15 protein-coding genes are annotated in these 17,751 nt (G+C 73.6%); 5 read left to right on the top strand and 10 right to left on the bottom strand.

Annotated elements, in window-relative coordinates; translation table 11 throughout:
- Window positions 1–304: 304 nt before the first annotated feature.
- The 4 genes from ABZT03_RS22405 to ABZT03_RS22390 all read right to left on the bottom strand — a co-directional run bounded on the left by ABZT03_RS22405 (window position 305) and on the right by ABZT03_RS22390 (window position 6,028).
- The gene (locus ABZT03_RS22405; RefSeq protein ID WP_356041887.1) at window positions 305–3,148 is read right to left on the bottom strand and encodes a DEAD/DEAH box helicase; all 2,844 of its coding nucleotides are present in this window, start codon (window positions 3,146–3,148) and stop codon (window positions 305–307) included.
- A 97-nt stretch (window positions 3,149–3,245) separates the two neighbouring features.
- Window positions 3,246–3,824 carry a sugar kinase gene (locus ABZT03_RS22400; protein WP_356041885.1) on the bottom strand — a complete coding sequence of 193 codons (579 nt, stop codon included), beginning with the start codon at window positions 3,822–3,824 and terminating at the stop codon, window positions 3,246–3,248.
- Window positions 3,821–4,969: an ROK family glucokinase gene (locus ABZT03_RS22395; RefSeq protein WP_356041941.1), complete on the bottom strand. Its 1,149-nt coding sequence runs from the start codon at window positions 4,967–4,969 to the stop codon at window positions 3,821–3,823. Before ABZT03_RS22395 ends, ABZT03_RS22400 begins: the two co-directional genes overlap by 4 nt.
- A 321-nt stretch (window positions 4,970–5,290) precedes the next feature.
- Complete coding sequence (locus tag ABZT03_RS22390; RefSeq protein WP_356041939.1) at window positions 5,291–6,028, bottom strand: GntR family transcriptional regulator; 738 nt, start codon at window positions 6,026–6,028, stop codon at window positions 5,291–5,293.
- 129 nt (window positions 6,029–6,157) lie between these two features.
- Here ABZT03_RS22390 and ABZT03_RS22385 point away from each other — a divergent pair, with 129 nt between their 5' ends.
- A complete protein-coding gene (locus ABZT03_RS22385; protein ID WP_356041883.1) occupies window positions 6,158–7,165 on the top strand; it encodes a Gfo/Idh/MocA family oxidoreductase in 1,008 nt (335 codons plus the stop codon).
- 132 nt (window positions 7,166–7,297) lie between these two features.
- On the opposite strand, the gene ABZT03_RS22380 is transcribed toward ABZT03_RS22385, so the two are convergent.
- Window positions 7,298–7,978: a response regulator transcription factor gene (locus tag ABZT03_RS22380; protein WP_356041881.1), complete on the bottom strand. Its 681-nt coding sequence runs from the start codon at window positions 7,976–7,978 to the stop codon at window positions 7,298–7,300.
- An 84-nt stretch (window positions 7,979–8,062) separates the two neighbouring features.
- Window positions 8,063–9,316 (bottom strand): histidine kinase, encoded by a 1,254-nt coding sequence (locus ABZT03_RS22375; RefSeq protein WP_356041880.1) that lies wholly within the window; start codon window positions 9,314–9,316, stop codon window positions 8,063–8,065.
- 212 nt (window positions 9,317–9,528) lie between these two features.
- Between ABZT03_RS22375 and ABZT03_RS22370 the strand changes: the two genes are divergently transcribed.
- Window positions 9,529–9,729, top strand: a complete 201-nt coding sequence (locus ABZT03_RS22370; protein WP_356041879.1) for a hypothetical protein — start codon at window positions 9,529–9,531, stop codon at window positions 9,727–9,729.
- Window positions 9,730–9,859: 130 nt separating this feature from the next.
- Here ABZT03_RS22370 and ABZT03_RS22365 read toward each other — a convergent pair whose 3' ends face one another.
- From ABZT03_RS22365 to allB, 3 genes are all read right to left on the bottom strand, one after another.
- Window positions 9,860–10,654 carry an AIM24 family protein gene (locus ABZT03_RS22365; RefSeq protein WP_356041878.1) on the bottom strand — a complete coding sequence of 265 codons (795 nt, stop codon included), beginning with the start codon at window positions 10,652–10,654 and terminating at the stop codon, window positions 9,860–9,862.
- 411 nt (window positions 10,655–11,065) lie between these two features.
- The gene (gene alc, locus ABZT03_RS22360; protein ID WP_356041877.1) at window positions 11,066–12,181 is read right to left on the bottom strand and encodes an allantoicase; all 1,116 of its coding nucleotides are present in this window, start codon (window positions 12,179–12,181) and stop codon (window positions 11,066–11,068) included.
- Between the two features lie 55 nt (window positions 12,182–12,236).
- Entirely contained in the window at window positions 12,237–13,583 is a 1,347-nt protein-coding gene (allB, locus tag ABZT03_RS22355) for an allantoinase AllB (RefSeq protein WP_356041876.1), read from the bottom strand.
- Between the two features lie 282 nt (window positions 13,584–13,865).
- Between allB and ABZT03_RS22350 the strand changes: the two genes are divergently transcribed.
- Entirely contained in the window at window positions 13,866–14,666 is an 801-nt protein-coding gene (locus ABZT03_RS22350; RefSeq protein WP_356041874.1) for an IclR family transcriptional regulator, read from the top strand.
- Window positions 14,667–14,783: 117 nt separating this feature from the next.
- On the opposite strand, the gene ABZT03_RS22345 is transcribed toward ABZT03_RS22350, so the two are convergent.
- On the bottom strand, window positions 14,784–15,098 hold the full coding sequence (locus ABZT03_RS22345; RefSeq protein ID WP_356041872.1) for a DUF5955 family protein: 315 nt from the start codon (window positions 15,096–15,098) through the stop codon (window positions 14,784–14,786).
- 209 nt (window positions 15,099–15,307) lie between these two features.
- On the opposite strand from ABZT03_RS22345, the gene ABZT03_RS22340 reads away from it, so the two are divergent.
- A complete protein-coding gene (locus ABZT03_RS22340; RefSeq protein WP_356041871.1) occupies window positions 15,308–15,907 on the top strand; it encodes a nucleotidyltransferase family protein in 600 nt (199 codons plus the stop codon).
- A 187-nt stretch (window positions 15,908–16,094) separates the two neighbouring features.
- Entirely contained in the window at window positions 16,095–17,729 is a 1,635-nt protein-coding gene (gene aceB, locus ABZT03_RS22335) for a malate synthase A (protein WP_356041869.1), read from the top strand.
- Window positions 17,730–17,751 lie beyond the last annotated feature (22 nt).

Raw genomic sequence — 17,751 nt, 5'->3', positions numbered from 1 at the left:
TCCGGATCGGCGCCGGGTGTGCCCGTGGCGACGGCGGGCTCGTCCTGCGAGGGGTCGGGGTCGCCGCTCGCCGCCGCCTCCCGTCTGGCCGTGACGGCCCTGCGCAGCGCGGCGCGGGCCGCGTCGCCCGGCCGGGCGGGCCCGTCCTCGGTGGCGTGCGGCGGCTCGCCCGCGTCCGGGGCGGGCGCGCCGGCGGGGCGGTCGGTGTCGGCGGTGTCCGTGCCCGCGTCCGCGTCCGCCGCCCGGTTGCCGCGCTCTCGCGCGGCCTGCAGCGCCCTGCGTGCCTCGTCGGCCGGCCCGGACATCAGGCGTCCCTCCGCAACGAGACGAGGTCGGTGAGTTCACGGTCGGTGAGTTCGGTGAGGGCGGACTCGCCGGAGCCGAGGATCGCGTCCGCCAGGGCGCGCTTGGCCTCCAGCATCTCGGCGATGCGGTCCTCGACGGTGCCCTCCGTGATGAGCCGGTGGACCTGCACGGGCTGCGTCTGGCCGATGCGGTAGGCCCGGTCGGTGGCCTGTTCCTCGACGGCCGGGTTCCACCAGCGGTCGAAGTGGACGACGTGTCCCGCGCGGGTGAGGTTCAGGCCGGTGCCGGCCGCCTTGAGGGACAGCACCAGCACCGGCGTGGCGCCGCTCTGGAAGCGGTCCACCATGCGTTCGCGTTCCGGTACCGGGGTCCCGCCGTGCAGGAGGTCCACCGGGACCGCCCGGGTGGCGAGGTGGGAGGTGATCAGCCGGGCCATCCCGACGTACTGCGTGAAGACCAGTGCCGAGCCGTCCTCCGCCAGCAGGGTGTCCAACAGCTCGTCGAGCAGGGCGAGTTTGCCGGAGCGGGCGGCGAGGCTGTCGCTCCGGGCCGGGCCGCCCTCCTCCTTCAGGAACAGCGCCGGGTGGTCGCAGATCTGTTTGAGGGAGGTGAGGAGCTTCAGCACCAGGCCCCGGCGGCCGATGCCCTGCGCCGTCTCGATGGCCAGCAGCGACTCGCGCACCACCGCCTCGTAGAGCGCGGCCTGTTCGCGGGTGAGCGGGACCGGGTGGTCGGTCTCCGTCTTGGGCGGCAGCTCGGGGACGATGCCGGGGTCGGACTTCTTGCGGCGCAGCAGGAACGGGCGGACCAGACGGGCCAGCCGGGTGACCGCCTCCTCGTCCTCGCCGTTCTCCACGGCGCGCGCGTGCCGGGCGCGGAACGACTTCAGGGGGCCGAGCAGTCCCGGCGTCGTCCAGTCGAGCAGGGCCCAGAGTTCCGAGAGGTTGTTCTCGACGGGTGTGCCGGTGAGGGCCACGCGCGCGGGGGACGGGATGGTGCGCAGCGCCTTCGCGGTCGCCGAGTACGGGTTCTTGACGTGCTGTGCCTCGTCGGCGACGACCATGCCCCAGTCGTGCCCGGCCAGCGTGACCGCCGCCGACCGCATGGTGCCGTAGGTCGTGAGGACGAAGCCGCCGGCGAGGTCCTCCAGGGTGCGGTCCGGGCCGTGGAAGCGGCGGACGGGGACCCCGGGCGCGAACCGGTTGATCTCCCGCTGCCAGTTGCCCAGCAGCGAGGCCGGGCAGACCACCAGGGTGGGTTCCCGGCGGGCCCGGCGCAGGTGCAGCGCGATCAGGGTGATCGTCTTGCCGAGTCCCATGTCGTCGGCGAGGCAGCCGCCGAGGCCGAGGGAGGTCATGAGGTCCAGCCAGGCCAGGCCGCGGAGTTGGTAGTCGCGCAGGGTGGCGGCCAGGCCCGGTGGCGGTGCGGCGGGCCGCACCCCGGCGGTGAGCCGGTCGCGCAGGACGGCGAGCGCGCCGACCGGTACCGCCTCCACCGACTCGCCGTCGACCTCGGCGCTGCCGGTGAGGGCGACGGACAGCGCGTCGACCGGGTCCAGCAGGCCGAGTTCGCGTTTGCGGGCCTTGCGGACGAGGGCCGGGTCGACGAGGACCCACTGGTCACGCAGGCGGACCACGGGACGGTGGGCCTCGGCGAGTTCGTCCATCTCGCCCTCGGTGAGCGGGTCGCCGCCGAGGGCCAGCTGCCAGCGGAACTGGAGGAGTTCCTCGCTCTCGAAGAACCCCGTGCCGTCGGTCGCGGAGCCCGGCGCCGACCGCACCACCGCGGCGGCGGTCAGGTCCTGCGCGAGGTCCCGGGGCCAGTGCACGGCGACCCCGGCGGCGGCGAGCCGGGTGGCCGCGACGCCGAGGAGGTCGCCCAACTCCTCCTCGGACAGCGCCAGTACGTCGTGGGCGTCCTGTTCGGCGAGCCGGTCGAGCGGGGGCCACACACGGGCCGCGCGGCGCACCGCGAGGGCGGCGTCCACGCGGGCGCGCGGGCCGAACGCGGCGTCCGCCGAGCCGCTCCACAGCGCGGCCGCGTCGGCCACGAGGGTGGGGTCGGCGAGGCTGTGCACCTGGACGATCGCGGCGCCCGCGCTGCGGACGCCCTCGCCGCCGCCGTCGCCGCGGTCCCCGCCGTCGAACAGTTCGTGCGCCGCCAGGTCCAGGCGGAGCGAGATCCGTACGCCCGCGTCCATCCCGGCGGCGACCTCCGCGGCCCAGTCCTGCGCGTCGGGCAGGCGCTGCGGGCGGCGGTCCGCGAAGGGCCGGCCGGAGGCGTGCGGTGCGGCGGGGGTGCGGGGCAGGGTGTCCGCGACGGCGTCCAGGAAGGAGCGCATCAGCGCGGCGGGGTCGGGCAGTCGCAGCGGGCCCGGGCCGGGCAGCGGGACGGCATGTCCCTCGGGGGGCAGCGCGGCGGCGACCGCCCTCAGGTGCGCGATGTCGTCGGGGTCCAGGGGGCCGGCCCGCCAGGCGTCGTGACCGGTGGGCGTCAGTCCGGGCAGCAGCCGGCCGCGCGCGGCGAGCCGCAGCGCGTGCAGGGCGGCGGCGCCCCAGCAGGCGGTGGCGGGGTGGGCGGACCGGTCGCGGCGGGCGCGCACGAGCAGGGGCAGCGCTTCCGCGATGCCGAGGGTGAGAGCGGGCGCCGGCCCGCGCCGGACCGCCGTGCCGTGCCGGCGGACGACGGTGAGCTCCGTGTGCCCGGCGCCGTCGCCGGGCAGCGGTCCGCCCTCGGGGTCCCAGAACACCACGCGCCCCTCGCGCGGCAGGGCCGCGGGCAGGAAGACCGCCGCGAGGCGCACGGGAACGGACTTCTCGCCGGTCACCGCCACGTCGCTCATACGCCCTGTCACCTCCCGCACGCCGCTCGCATCGGACGTCTTCGACTCTACGGGCGGGGTCTGACAACCGGCTCCGGCGACGAGCCGGGGCCGCCGGTCAGGGAACCGTGCGGGAGACGACGTACACCATCGGGTACGTCGGGTTGGCCAGGTTGAGGATGACGTCCTGGGTGGGTGCCGGGTTCTTCTGGGGGTGGACCAGGCCCCACCACTGGCCGGGCCCGGTGAACGCCCAGCCGCTGATGCTCCGGTCGCGGGCACCGATGGTGATCTTGTCCCGCACGAGGTCCGCGCGGCGCGCGCCCATGCCGGTCAGGAAGGCGTCCAGGCCCGCGTTCGTGGTGCGGAACTGGACGTAGAGACGGCTGGTCTTCCAGTTGTTGGTCTCGTAGTAGGCGACCATGTCCGCCGGGTGCGGGATCGGTACCTGGTAGAGGCGGCGCTGCACCTTGGAGGGCCAGGCCGGGGTGAGACCGGTCGCCGCGTACTTGTCCTGCTTGGCCTTGCCGCTGTCCCGGCTCTGTTCGGCGGAGATCAGCAGATAGCCGGCCGGGACGCCGATGAGCAGCCCGATGATGAGCAGCGTGATCGCCCGGCGGCGGATCATGTGCCGGTGGCCCTCCGGCCGGGGCGGCCGGCTCGGGGGCGCCGCCTGGCGGGGCAGCGAGGCCGTCACAGCGACTCCTGGGTGGTACGGCGGGCCTCCGTGTACCGCTCGTAGCGCTCGGAGCGCTCCACCCGGCGCCGCTTGGCGCGCCGGAAGCGGCGGGCGACCAGCCGGGCCAGGTCGGCGGCGCCGACCATGCCGGCCTCGGGGCCGAGCTGGGCGCGGGCGATACGGGCCTCCGGGCGGTAGCCGCGGCCGGTGAGCTGGCGCTTGAAGGCGTCACGGGCGGGGCCGATGAGCAGGTCGTCCGCCGCGCTCACACCGCCGCCGATCACGAAGCAGGACGGGTCGAGGGCGGCGGCCAGGTTGGCGATGCCGACGCCGAGCCACTGCCCGATGTCCTGGAGCAGCTCGACGCACATGGCGTCGCCCTCGCGGGCCAGCTCGGTGATCATCGGACCGGTGATGTCACCGATGTTGCCCTTGACGTGCTCGATGATCCCGTAGGCGACCGGGGAGTCGGCGGCGGCCAGCTCGCGTGCCTCCCTGACCAGGGCGTTGCCCGAGCTGTACTGCTCCCAGCAGCCGCGGTTGCCGCACGGGCAGCGGTGGCCGCCGGGGACGACCTGCATGTGGCCGAACTCGCCGGCGACACCGTACTTGCCGCGCTTGACCTGGCCGTCCTCCAGGATCGCGCCGCCGATGCCGGTGCCCAGCGTGATCATGACGAGGTGGTCCTCGCCGCGGCCGGCGCCGAAGCGCCACTCGGCCCAGGCGGCGGTGTTGGCGTCGTTGTCGACGAGCACGGGGACGGCCAGGCGGGCGGAGATGCGGTCCCTCAGCGGCTCGTTGCGCCAGGACAGGTGCGGCGCGAACAGGACGCGGTTGCGGTCGGCGTCGACCCAGCCGGCCGCGCCGATGCCCACCGCGTGCACGTCGTGCCGGTCAGACAGGTCCAGGACCAGTTCGACGATGGTGTCCTCGACGACCTTGGGGCTCTTCGACTTGTCCGGGGTCTCCGCGCGGAGCTTCTCCAGGATGTTGCCGTCGGCGTCGACGACGCCCGCCATCACCTTCGTACCGCCGATGTCGATGCCGACGGTGGGCACGCGCGGTGCCGTCAGGTGCGAGCGGCGTTCCCGGGTACCGACCGTGCGGAGCGCTGTCGCGCGGCGGGAGCCGATGGGGGCGCTGAAGTTGCCGTAGGTGCTCATCAGGCCCGATTCTGCCTCACGCGCGCGGGGGGTGACGTGCCGGGGAGCGACGGCGGGCACGGCGGGTGAGGGGGCGGTGGGGGTGTTGTGGCTGGTGGCACGGTTGCGGGCGCCCCGGCCTGTGGTGTTCAACTCGTGACCCGGATCGTCCGGCTGGTTTCCGCCCACCGGCCAGGGCCTCTCGTCCGGGCGAACCCGGGGTGAACCAGGTGCGCCGACGCCATCCGCACACATTGTCCGGACATTGCGACGAACCCGGTGGGGCGGGTGGTCCTCGCTGCCGTGGAGGCGATGCCGTGGCGGCCGGACAGCCCTGGGCGCTCAGGGTCGTACGAGCAGCTGGAACTCGAAGGAGTAGCGCGAGGGGCGGTAGGTGTGGGAGCCGAACTCGACCGCGCGGCCGGTGTCGTCGAAGGTCGTGCGCTGCATGGTGAGCAGCGGGGCGCCCTCCTGCTCGGCGAGCCGCTCGGCCTCGGCCGCGGTCGCCCCGCGGGCGCCGATGGACTGGCGGGCGCTGTGCAGCGTGATGCCCGCGCCGCGCATCAGCCGGTACAGGCCGGTCGCCTCCAGCTGCGCGGTGTCCAGGTCGAGCAGGCCGGGCGGCAGGTGATTGCACAGGTAGGCCATCGGCTCGCCGTGCGAGAGCCGCAGCCGCTCCACCCGGTGCACCTCGCTGTCCTCGGCCACGCCGAGTGCCGCGGCGATCTCCGCGGTCGCCGCCACCACCGTGTTGACCAGGACCTTCGTCGCGGGGCGCTGGCCGGCGGCCTCCAGGTCGTCGTAGAGGCTGCTGAGTTCCAGCGGGCGCTTGACCTGGCTGTGCACGACCTGCGTGCCGACCCCGCGGCGGCGCACGAGCAGGCCCTTGTCGACGAGTGACTGGATGGCCTGGCGGACGGTGGGCCGGGACAGACCGAGCCGCGCCGCGAGCTCGATCTCGTTGCCCAGGAGGCTGCCGGGGGTCAGCTTTCCGTGCTCGATCGCGGCTTCCAGCTGCTGGGACAGCTGGAAGTACAACGGCACCGGGCTGCTGCGGTCCACAGAGAGTTCGAGCGTCACGGTCGGGTCCACTTGTGGTTTCGGCACGGGCCGAGCGTAGCCGCGCGGTTGGTTGACGGGAAGTCGTGTAGTCCGATTGTCAGGACATACGCATTGACAGCGTGGCTGGTCGGCCCGCACTTTGGTCCCATGCGCATCGGAGTCATCGGAACGGGCCGGATCGGCACCATCCATGCGAACACTCTCAGCCGCAACCGTGAGGTCGGCTCACTGATCCTCACCGACGCGGCCCCCTCGCGGGCCCAGGAGCTCGCCCACCGTCTCGGCGAGACGGCGGCGCCGGGCATCGACGAGATCTTCCGGTGGGGCGTGGACGCGGTGGTGATCACGACGGCGACGTCGGCGCACGCCGAACTGATCGGTCGGGCAGCACGCTCGGGGCTGCCGGTGTTCTGCGAGAAGCCCATCGCGCTGGACCTGGCCGGCACGCTGCAGGCGATCGCCGAGGTCGAGACGGCGGGAACCGTTCTCCAGATGGGCTTCCAGCGCCGCTTCGACGCCGGGTACACCGGCGCGCGGGAGGCGGTCGCCTCGGGGCGGCTCGGCCGGCTGCACACGGTCCGGGCGATGACCTCGGACCAGGCGCCGCCCCCGGCCGCGTATCTGTCCGCGTCCGGCGGCCTGTACCGGGACACCCTGATCCACGACTTCGACGTGGTCCGCTGGGTGACGGGCCGCGAGGTCGTCGACGTGTACGCCGCCGGGTCCGACGCGGGGCCCGCGCTCTTCCGCGAGCTGGGGGACGTCGACACCGCCGCCGCGGTCCTCACCCTGGACGACGGCACGCTCGCCACCGCGACGGCGACCCGGCTGAACGGCGCGGGCTACGACGTCCGCATGGAGCTGGCCGGGGAGCTGGACCAGGTCGTGGTCGGCCTGGACGACCGTACGCCGATCGCGTCCACCGAGCCGACCGGCCCGCCCGCCGCCGACAAACCGTGGACCGGGTTCCTGGAGCGGTTCGGACCCGCCTACGAGGCCGAACTCGCCGCGTTCGTCGAGGTGGTGCGGGGTGAGCGGGCCAACCCCTGCGACGGGCGCGAGGCCCTTCAGGCGCTGCGGATCGCCGAGGCCTGCGAGGTGTCCCGGCGCGAACGCAGACCGGTCCGGCCGGCGGAACTCCCGGACGGGAGCTGACACACGGCGGCCCCGCCTCCCGACGTCCCTGCGGGCGACGGGAGTTGCCTCGCCGCGCCGAGGAACGACGGGCCGGTCTATGGGCAGCGGGAGTTGCCCTCGCCCACCGCGCCGAGGAGCGGTGGGCCGGTCCTACGACGGCTCGCCCCCGGCCTCCTCCAGCAGCCCCGCGTCGTAGGCCAACAGGGCGATCTGGACCCGGTTGTTGAGGTCGAGCTTGGCCAGGATGCGGGAGACGTGCGTCTTGACGGTGGCGACGCTCATGAAGAGCGTGCCGGCGATCTCCGCGTTGGACAGGCCACGGCCGACCGCGACGGCGACCTCGGTCTCGCGGTCGTTGAGGACGCCGACGCGCTCCCGCGCCCGCACGCGACGCGTGTCGGCGGCGGCGCCGGCCGCCCGGTCCATCAGGCGGCGGGTGACGGCCGGCGACAGGACCGGCTCACCGGCCGCGACCCGGCGCACCGCGGCCAGGATCTCGGCGGGCGGGGTGTCCTTGAGGACGAATCCGGCGGCGCCCGCGCGCAGGGCCCGCAGCACCTGCTCGTCGGCGTGGAAGGTGGTGAGGACGACGACCTGCGGGGCGTCCGGCCGGGCGCGCAGCCGCTCGGTGGCGGTCAGGCCGTCGACCGACGGCATGCGGATGTCCATGAGGACGACGTCCGGACGGGTGCGGTCGGAGAGCGCCTCGACCTCGGCGCCGTCGGCGGCCTCCCCGACGATCTCGATGTCCTCGGCGCCGCCCAGCATCAGGGACAGGCCGGCTCTCACCAGCGGGTCGTCGTCGACGAGGAGGAGCCTGATCGCAGTCATGGGCCCACGTAATCACGCGCGGGGCGCGCGAGTTGGGTGCACGGCGGGTTCGGCGGGGGCGTCTGGCGCGGTGTCACGGCACGCTCACCCCCACGGCAGCCAGGCCGACACCCGAAAGCCCCCGTCCGTAGCCGGGCCGTGCTCCAGCCGGCCCCCGGCCAGGGTGGCCCGTTCGGTCAGGCCGATCAGACCCTGCCCGGAGCCGGGGACGGGCGGCACCGGGCCGTCGGGCGGGGGGTTGCTCACGGACATGACGAGCCCGTCGCCCGGGGCACCGGTGACCCGGACCGTGACCTCCGTACCGGGGGCGTGTTTGCGCGCGTTGGTGAGACCCTCCTGGGCGATGCGGTAGGCGGTGCGGCCGGCCGAGGCCGGAACGCCGGCCGGGTCGGTGACGCGGTTGTCGAGGGTCACCTTCATGCCGGCCTCGCGGGACTCGGCGGCGAGCGCGTCCAGTGCGGCGAGGGTCGGCTGGGGCCGGCCGGTGTCGTCGGCCCCGGCAGCACGCAGCACGCCGATGATCTCCCGCAGGTCCTGGAGCGCCTCGTGCGCGCTCTCCCGGATGACACCGGCCGCCCGGGCCACCTCCGCGTGAGGCGCGTCCGGCCGGAACTCCAGAGCGCCCGCGTGCACGCTCAGCAGCGTCAGACGGTGGGCGAGCACGTCGTGCATCTCGCGTGCGATGGCCTCGCGGGCGAGCCGCTGCGCCTGCTCGGCGCGCAGCCGCGCCTCCGTCTCCGCGCGCCGGGCCCGGTCCCGCAGACTCAGCATGAGCTGCCGTTTCGAGCGGGCGAGCATGCCCCAGCCGATGACCGTGAGGGTGAGCAGCACGGTGAGCGCGACGGCCGCCGCGTACGGCAGGTCGGGGTCGGGGCGCATCCAGTAGAACAGCGGGACCAGGGCGAGGGAGACTCCGCCGATCCAGGCCACGTACCGGAAGGGCCGGTGCACGGCGAGCGTGAACAGGACGACCATGCCGGCGCCGCCCGCGGTGTTCGAGACGAGGCCGACGGGGATCATGGCGACGGCGAGGCCGACCGGCCATCTGCGGCGCAGCCAGACCGCGCCGCAGGCCAGGGCGCCGACGAGCTGGTCGGCGACGGCGAGCGACGGCGGCAGTCCGTGCTCGTCGGTCAGGGAGTGGGCGGCGAGCAGGCCGACGGCGACGGCCAGGAAGAAGCAGGAGAAGTCGACGATCCAGTCCCGCGCGGTGCGCCGGGGCCGTCGCCCGGACCGCGCGGCCTCGGGGTCGAGCGCGTGCACCACGGCGGAGGGCAGCAGCCAGCCGCGCAGCTGCGGCTCGTCGCGCGGCAGGGGCACCGCATCGTTCGCCGGCACCGGCCGTGACCGTGTGGTCTCGTCTTCCGTCACGGTCGACAAATCTATGCAGTGGCGGCCCGTGTCACCCACCGGTGGGCGGGATCCGCGACCGAAGTCGCGGCGCCGTCGACTTTCGGCGTGGCCCCGCCGGGGTCCGGATACTTCCGTCGGACGTGCCTCGCCCCGCGGAGTGATGCGTGTGGAGGGTCCGCGGGGCCAGGGTCTTCTCCATGAAGCGGCTGCTGGAACTACTCGGATTCATCGCCCTGGTGCAGGGCGTGCTGGGGCTGTTGCACGAGGTCACCCACTGGCACCTGGGTCTCGTGCAGCGGTTCGGGTTCCTGGACGGTCACGAGATCTACGCGAGTGCCGTCCTCGTGGTGCTGGGGTTCGCGCTGTTCGCCGTCGCCGAGAGCCGCGGGGTCCGCTGACCGCGGATCCGGCCGCGGAATGGCCGAGCCGGTCCCGACGGCCTCCGTCCGGGCGGCCGCGGCTCGGCGCGGTGATCGATCAGGCCGAGGGTCTTTTCGGGAGGTCGATCTGCCGGGCCCGCGCCGCGTGTCACCCGGCGGACGAGGAGAACAGGCCGCCGGTCGGTCCCTGCTTGTCGCCGCCCTGCGCCTTCCGCAGGGCGTTGGCGAGGCTCTCGATGGTGAGGGACTGGAGGATCACCCTGCCGCTGCCCTCCAGGGTGGCCAGGGAGAGGCCCTCGCCGCCCAGGACGGCGTTCATGAGGCCCTGGCGGTTGAGTCCGCCGATGCGCTGGACGCCGTAGCGGATGCCCTCCTCGAAGGCGACGACGCACCCGGTGTCGACCTCGACGCGCCCGCCGAAGTCGGCCGGATCGAGGTCGATGAAGTTGCCGGCGCCGGCGATGATCACCGTGCCGTGCCCGGTGAACTTCTCCAGGACGAAGCCCTCACCGCCCTTCACGCCGGTACGGCCGCCCTGGAACGCGATCCCGAAGTCGACGGTGGCCTCGGCCGCCACGAAGGCGTCCTTCTCCGCGAACCACGCGCGCGTGCCGTCCAGCTCCAGGGCGCGCATCTCGCCGGGCAGCACGCCCGCGAAGCCCACGGTGCCCTCGGCGCCCTGCGCGGTGAAGTACTGGAACGCCAGCGACTCCCCCGCCAGAGCGCGCTGGCCGGCCTGCATGGCCGTGCGGAGCATGCCGCCCATGCCGCCGCCCTGTGCCTGCCCGCCGCTGTTCGACGGGCCGGACAGGCGGGTCTCCATGGTCACGTTCGTCGTCTTGAACAGGAACTTGCCGGCCTCGCAGTACACGGTCTGGCCGGGGTGCAGGTTGACGATCGCCATCTGCATGGCGTTGCCGACGATTTCTTGCCGAAGGGTCACGTGGGGAGAACGTGCGGGGTGGAGGGAAGAGTTCCGGCCATACGGGTGCGGATGCCGGTGCCCGGGCTCGTCGGCTGTGGGGTCGGCGGGTGGGCCCCGCCGCGCTCCTTCCTGTCCCGTCCCCCGGGGGCTCCGCCCCCGGACCCCCGTTCGGCCTGGACGGCCTCGTCCTCAAACGCCGGACGGGCTGGATGGGGCTGCCTCCCGCGTCCTCGCGCCCCACTGGCCGGAAGGCGCTGCCCCCGCCCTCGCGCCGTACGAGCCGGAAGGTACTGCCTCCCGCGTCCTCGCACCGTACGCGTCGGAAGGCTCTGCCCCCTCGCGTTCTCGCGCCGTGCGGGTCGAAAGGCGCAGCCTCCGCATCCTCGCGCCGGACGGGCTGGAAAGCGGCCGCCCGGCTGGGAGGCACCGTCAGCCGTCCAGCTCCCCATGGCGGGTGCGCAGGTCGGATTCGCCCTGTTCGGTGAGGGAGCCGAAGAGGCGGAGGCGGGAGATGCCGCCGTCGGGGTAGATGTCCAGGCGGGCGTGGGTGCCGGTCGCCGGGGCCGGGAGGACGAAGCGGTGGTTGGTGTCGGGCTGGAGGCGGGTGCGCGGGAGGAGCTCGGTCCAGTCGCCCTCCTCGCCGTCGCGCACCGACACCGAGGCCCAGCCCGCGCTGTTGCCCTTCAGGTACGCCGTGTCGATCTCGACCGCGCGGATCCGCGCCTGCGCGACCAGCCGGTAGGTGATCCAGTCGTTGCCGTGGTCGCGCCGCCGGCGGGTCTCCCAGCCGTCGTCCATCTTGTGGGAGCGGCCCGGCTGGATGGTGTGGGAGGCCGGCGAGTAGAAGAGGTTCGACGCGTCCTCGGCCCGGCCGCCGTTCTCCAGGGCGACCACGTCGAAGGTGCCGAGCGACGCCAGCCATCCCGGGTCCGGGACGATCTCGCCGTACACCCGCAGGCGCGCGATGCCGCCGTCGGGGTGCTGGTTGACGCGGACGTGCGTGAAGCGCTGCTCCAGCGAGACGGCGAACCCGTTGGCCGCGTGGCCGCCGACGGGGGTGCGCGGCACCAGCGTCGTCCACTTCACCTCGTCCGACAGCAGGTCCTCCGGCGAGGGGAAGCCCGGCACCGAGGTGCCCTCCACGGACACGGCCTGCGGGTAGTTGCCGCGGAAGTGGGCGGTGTCGACGACGATCCCGCGGATCACGCCGGGCGCGCCCAGGCGCACCAGCGCCCAGTCGTGGTCCTCGGCCGCGGGCCAGGGGTGTGCGGCCGAGGCGCCGCGGCGGCGCCGGGTCTCCCAGCCGTCCATGATCTTGCCCTTGTGGCCGAAGCGCTCGGGGTCGAACTCGGCCGGCCCGGGCACAAGGAGGTTCTCGCGCTCGGCGAAGAACTCGTCGTTGGCGGCGACGACACCGGCGCCCAGCCGCCGGTCGGCGAGGTCGGCGTACCGGGTGAAGGGGAAGTCCGCCGTGCGGTAGTCGGCGTAGGGGTCGCCGCCTCCGTAGGGGTGCGCGTCTCCGGTGAAGCTCTCGGTCGCCGTCACGGTGATCAGGTCTGCCTTTCGGGAGTCGGCCGCTGCGGGTGCGGGGCGGGTCGGATCAGGGGGTACGGGTGAGCAGCCGGCCCCTCGGTGCCGTGAACTCGCCGTCGCCGACGATGCGTTCGCCGCGCAGCCAGGTCGACTTCACGACGCCGTACAGGGTCTTGCCGGCGTACGCCGTGACGCGGTTGCGGTGCTGGAGGGCCGCCGGGTCCACGGTGAACGTCTCGTCGGGGGCGAGGACCGCGAAGTCGGCGTCGCGGCCGGCCTCGATGGCGCCCTTGCGGTCCAGACCGACCAGGCCGGCCGTGCGCGAGGACATCCAGCGGGCGACGTCCTCGAGACCGTGGCCCCGCCTGCGGGCCTGAGTCCACACCGCGGACAGGCTGAGCTGGAGGCCGGAGATGCCGCCCCAGGCCGTCGCGAAGTCGTCCGTCTTGAGGTCCGCGGTCGACGGCGAGTGGTCGGTGACCACGCAGTCGATGGTGCCGTCCGCCAGCGCCTGCCACAGCAGGTCCTGGTTGGCGGCCTCACGGATGGGCGGGCAGCACTTGAACTCGCTCGCCCCGTCCGGGACTTCCTCGGCGGTGAGGGTGAGGTAGTGCGGGCAGGTCTCGACGGTGACGCGGACGCCCTCCGCCCGCGCGGCGGCGATCAGCGGCAGCGCGTCGCTCGACGACAGGTGCAGGACGTGCACCCGCGCGTCCAGCCGCTTCGCCTGCGCGAGGAGGTGCGCGATCGCGGTGTCCTCGGCGTCGCGCGGGCGGCTGGCGAGGAAGTCGGCGTACCGGGGGCCGCCCCGCTGCGGGGCGGCGTCCAGATGGTGGGGGTCCTCGGCGTGCACGATCAGCAGGCCGCCGAAGGAGGCGATCTCGGCCAGTGAGCGGGTGAGGCCGTCCTGGTCGAGGTGCGGGAACTCGTCCACGCCGGACGGCGACAGGAAGGCCTTGAAGCCGAAGACGCCCGCCTCGTGCAGGGGGCGGAGGTCCTTGACGTTGCCGGGCAGGGCGCCACCCCAGAAGCCGACGTCGATGTGCGCCTTCTCCTCGGCCACCGCCTTCTTCGTACGGAGGTGGTCGACCGTCGTGGTCGGCGGGAGGGAGTTGAGGGGCATGTCGACGAGGGTGGTGATGCCGCCCGCGGCCGCCGCGCGGGTGGCGGTCCAGAAGCCCTCCCACTCGGTCCGGCCGGGGTCGTTGACGTGCACGTGCGTGTCCACCAGGCCGGGCAGCAGGACGTCGTCGCCGAGGTCCTCCAGGCGTGCGCCGGGCGGCACTCGGGCGTCGTACGGCAGGACGGCGGTGATCGTGCCCCCGGTGACCACGACCGAGGCGGCCCGCGTTCCCTCCGGGGTGATGACGCGGGTCGAGCGCAGCACCAGTTCTGCGCCGCTGACGTCGGACACCAGGACCCCTCTCTGCCGCCGCCGCGCCGGACGTTACTTCCGGGAAACGGAAGTTACTTCCACGTAACGGAATTCAACTTTCTGTTGAAGGAGTCTTCACTCCCACCCGCACCCCAGTCAAGAGGCACACTTCTCCACAGTGCGCCTCCGGCACCGACTCTGGACGTTTCCGCCCAGCGGAATTAGGATTCCAGCAAGCAGAAGGTAGGTACGTCCACGCCGGGAGTCAACCGGCCGGCGGGTAGGCTTCTGCCCTTCCCGCCCGCCCGAAAGGAACGCGCCGTGCCGACGTCCAGCGCCAGCACCACCGACTCCGCCAAGTCCTCCGCCAGTGGGGGCGTCCAGTCCCTGGAGCGCGCCTTCGACCTGCTGGAGCGGATGGCGGACGCGGGCGGCGAGGTCGGGCTGAGCGAGCTGTCGGCGAGCAGCGGGCTGCCGCTGCCCACTATCCACCGCCTCATGCGCACGCTCGTGGCCTGCGGGTACGTCCGCCAGCAGACCAACCGCAGGTACGCGCTGGGCCCCCGCCTCATCCGGCTCGGCGAGTCCGCGGCCCGGCTGCTCGGCACCTGGGCCCGCCCCTATCTGGCCCGCCTGGTCGAGGAGACCGGCGAGACGGCGAACATGGCCCTGCTGGACGGCGACGAGATCGTGTACGTGGCGCAGGTGCCGTCCAAGCACTCGATGCGCATGTTCACCGAGGTCGGCCGGCGCGTGCTGCCGCACTCCACCGGCGTCGGCAAGGCCCTGCTGGCCCACACCCCGGACCACGAGGTGCGCGCCCTGCTCGCCCGGACCGGCATGCCCGCCGCGACGGAGAAGACGATCACCACTCCGGACGGTTTCCTGGCCGCCCTGGAGGAGGTGCGCCGGGCCGGCTACGCGATCGACGACAACGAACAGGAGATCGGCGTCCGCTGCCTGGCCGTCTCGGTACCCGACTCCCCCACCGCCGCGGCCATCTCGATCTCCGGCCCGGCGGGACGGGTCACGGAGGCGGCGACGGACCGGATCGTCCCCGTACTGCAGCAGGTGGCCGCGGAGCTGTCGGAGGCACTGGCGAGCGCGGGGCCGGCGGCCTAGGCGGCTTCCGGCCGTTTCCGGCCGTCGCGCCGAGTGGGGGCGCCCCTGCTCGGACGCAGCACGGCGGTCACGCCCCCGGGCGCGGGATGCGCCGGCCGTGGAGATCCGGGGGGCGCCTCAGCGATGCGGCGGATCCATGAACAGGTCCACCGCGTCGCGCACGTCCGTCAGCCCGCGGGACAGCGCGCTCACCGACCCGATCGCCCCGGCGATCAGCAGTAACGACCGGCGCAGCCGCGGTGTTTCGGGGATGCCGTGGGCCGCCATCGCGGCCAGCGCGGCGAGTTCGTCCTCGGCGATCGCCCGGTCGGGGAACTCGGCGGGATGCGCGGCGAGTTGACGGCGTAACCGGGACACCGCGGTCCGCAGTCCGGCCACCCTCGGATCGTCTTCCCTGCCGGTCACCGGCTTCTGCCCCACGCTTCGCAACACAGCCGCCCCCTCACGCACCCCGGTGCGCAGGTACGCCCGGCGCCGCCGGGCCCTGCGCGGTGATCCCCGCCGGCGGCCCGCGGGAAGTGGCCGGGCGCCTGGGGGACGCGGGTCAGTAAACGCCACCCGGTGCCCCCGCGCCACCGCCCGGACCGAAATTCAGCCCGCCGGAACCCGGGACCTTCCCGGCTGTCGGGTATGCAGGACGCATGACTCACGACGAACCCCAGGTCGCCGGACTGCTCCTCGCCGCGGGCGGCGGGCGGCGGCTGGGCGGCCGGCCCAAGGCGCTGCTCGAACACCGGGGCCGCCCCCTGGTGGAACACGCGGCCGCCGTCCTGCGCACCGCCGGCTGCACGCGCGTCCACGTGGTCCTGGGCGCTCAGGCGGACGCCGTACGGGAGCGGGCGGACCTCGGCGGTTACGTGCTCGTGGACAACCCGCGGTGGGAGCAGGGCATGGGCGGCTCCCTGCGGGCCGGACTCGACTCGCTCACCGGAACAGGGGTGCGGGCGGCGCTGGTCTGCCTGGTCGACCAGCCCGGCATCGGCCCGGAGGCGGTGGGCCGGGTGCTGGCCGCCTGCGAGGGCGAGGACTCGCTGGTGTCGGCCGCCTACGACGGCGTGCGCGGCCACCCCGTCCTGTTCGGGGCGGCCCACTGGGCGGGCGTGGCGAAGGCGGCGACCGGGGACCGGGGGGCGCGCGCCTACCTGAAGGAGCACGCGGGAGCGATCACCCTCGTGGAGTGCGCGGACGTGGCACGGCCGTACGACATCGACACCAAGGCGGACCTGGTCCACCTTGAGTGAACGGGGTGGCACTGTGCGCCACCTTGCCTCGACCCGGAGAATCTCGACATCAACAAAACATTGAACTTCCACCATGAGGAAACTACTATCCACTGATCAGAAGCGCCTGACCGCTCCGCGGGCGCCGCCCGCCGTACCCAGGCCGACTGGCACCCGGTGCCACGCCCGCTGAAGGAAGTGACAGCTCATGTCCGCACCAGCGCCGTCCCCGCTGGCCATCGTCGACGCCGAGCCCCTGCCCCGGCAGGAGGAGGTCCTCACCGAGGCGGCCCTGGCCTTCGTGGCCGAGTTGCACCGCCGGTTCACGCCCCGGCGTGACGAGCTCCTCGCCCGCCGCGCCGAGCGCCGCGCCGAGATCGCCCGGACCTCGACACTCGACTTCCTCCCGGAGACCGCCGCCGTCCGCGCGGACGACTCCTGGCGGGTCGCCCCGGCGCCCGCGGCACTGAACGACCGGCGGGTGGAGATCACCGGCCCCACCGACCGCAAGATGACGATCAACGCCCTCAACTCCGGCGCCCGGGTGTGGCTCGCCGACTTCGAGGACGCCTCCGCGCCGACCTGGGAGAACGTGGTCCTCGGGCAGCTCAACCTGATCGGCGCCTACACCCGCGCCATCGACTTCACCGACCCGGGCTCCGGCAAGTCGTACGCCCTGAAGGCCGACGAGGAACTCGCCACCGTCGTCATGCGCCCGCGCGGCTGGCACCTGAACGAGCGGCACCTCGTCGACGCCGACGGCGGTCAGGTCCCCGGCGCCCTCGTGGACTTCGGGCTGTACTTCTTCCACAACGCCCGGCGTCTGCTGGACCTCGGCAAGGGACCGTACTTCTACCTGCCGAAGACCGAGTCGCACCTGGAGGCCCGGCTCTGGAACGACGTGTTCGTGTTCGCGCAGGAACACGTCGGCATCCCGCAGGGCACCGTCCGCGCGACCGTGCTGATCGAGACGATCACCGCCGCGTACGAGATGGAGGAGATCCTCTACGAACTCCGCGACCACGCCTCGGGGTTGAACGCGGGCCGCTGGGACTACCTGTTCTCCATCGTGAAGAACTTCCGTGACGGCGGCGCCAAGTTCGTCCTGCCGGACCGCAACGCGGTGACGATGACCGCCCCGTTCATGCGGGCCTACACCGAACTCCTCGTCCGCACCTGCCACAAGCGGGGCGCGCACGCGATCGGCGGCATGGCCGCGTTCATCCCCTCCCGCCGGGACCCGGAGGTCAACAAGGTGGCCTTCGAGAAGGTCCGGGCGGACAAGGACCGCGAGGCGGGCGACGGCTTCGACGGCTCCTGGGTCGCCCATCCCGACCTGGTCCCGATCGCCATGGAGTGCTTCGACAGGGTCCTGGGCGACAGGCCGCACCAGAAGGACCGGCTGCGCGAGGACGTCGAGGTGAAGGCGGCCGACCTGATCGCCGTCGACTCGCTTGCGGCCCGGCCCACGTACGACGGACTCGTCAACGCCGTGCAGGTCGGCATCCGTTACATCGAGGCGTGGCTGCGCGGCCTCGGCGCCGTGGCCATCTTCAACCTCATGGAGGACGCGGCCACCGCCGAGATCTCCCGTTCGCAGATCTGGCAGTGGATCAACGCGGGCGTCGAGTTCGAGCACGACGGGAGGACCGTGGCCGCCACCCCCGAGCTGGCCCGCGAGATCGCCGCCGGGGAACTGCGGAACCTCCGCGCCGAACTCGGCCCGGAGACCTTCGCCGCCGGGCACTGGCAGCAGGCCCACGACCTGCTGCTGGAGGTCGCCCTCGACGAGGACTACGCGGACTTCCTGACGCTGCCCGCCTACGAGCAGCTGAGGGGCTGAGCCGCTCCGGCGCCGGGCGGGG

Origin of the sequence: Streptomyces sp. NPDC005574, from assembly GCF_040605435.1 — a bacterium.
Classification (GTDB): Bacteria; Actinomycetota; Actinomycetes; order Streptomycetales; family Streptomycetaceae; genus Streptomyces.
Note: the sequence above shows the minus strand (reverse complement) of the source record. Positions and strands in the feature narration are given on the sequence as shown.

Coding starts and splice junctions, on each gene's coding strand:
- ABZT03_RS22405 (WP_356041887.1), bottom strand. CDS start 3,148: ATGAGCGACGTGGCGGTGACCGGCGAGAAGTCCGTTCCCGTGCGCCTC.
- ABZT03_RS22395 (WP_356041941.1), bottom strand. CDS start 4,969: ATGAGCACCTACGGCAACTTCAGCGCCCCCATCGGCTCCCGCCGCGCG.
- ABZT03_RS22385 (WP_356041883.1), top strand. CDS start 6,158: ATGCGCATCGGAGTCATCGGAACGGGCCGGATCGGCACCATCCATGCG.
- ABZT03_RS22380 (WP_356041881.1), bottom strand. CDS start 7,978: ATGACTGCGATCAGGCTCCTCCTCGTCGACGACGACCCGCTGGTGAGA.
- ABZT03_RS22370 (WP_356041879.1), top strand. CDS start 9,529: ATGAAGCGGCTGCTGGAACTACTCGGATTCATCGCCCTGGTGCAGGGC.
- ABZT03_RS22340 (WP_356041871.1), top strand. CDS start 15,308: ATGACTCACGACGAACCCCAGGTCGCCGGACTGCTCCTCGCCGCGGGC.
- aceB (WP_356041869.1), top strand. CDS start 16,095: ATGTCCGCACCAGCGCCGTCCCCGCTGGCCATCGTCGACGCCGAGCCC.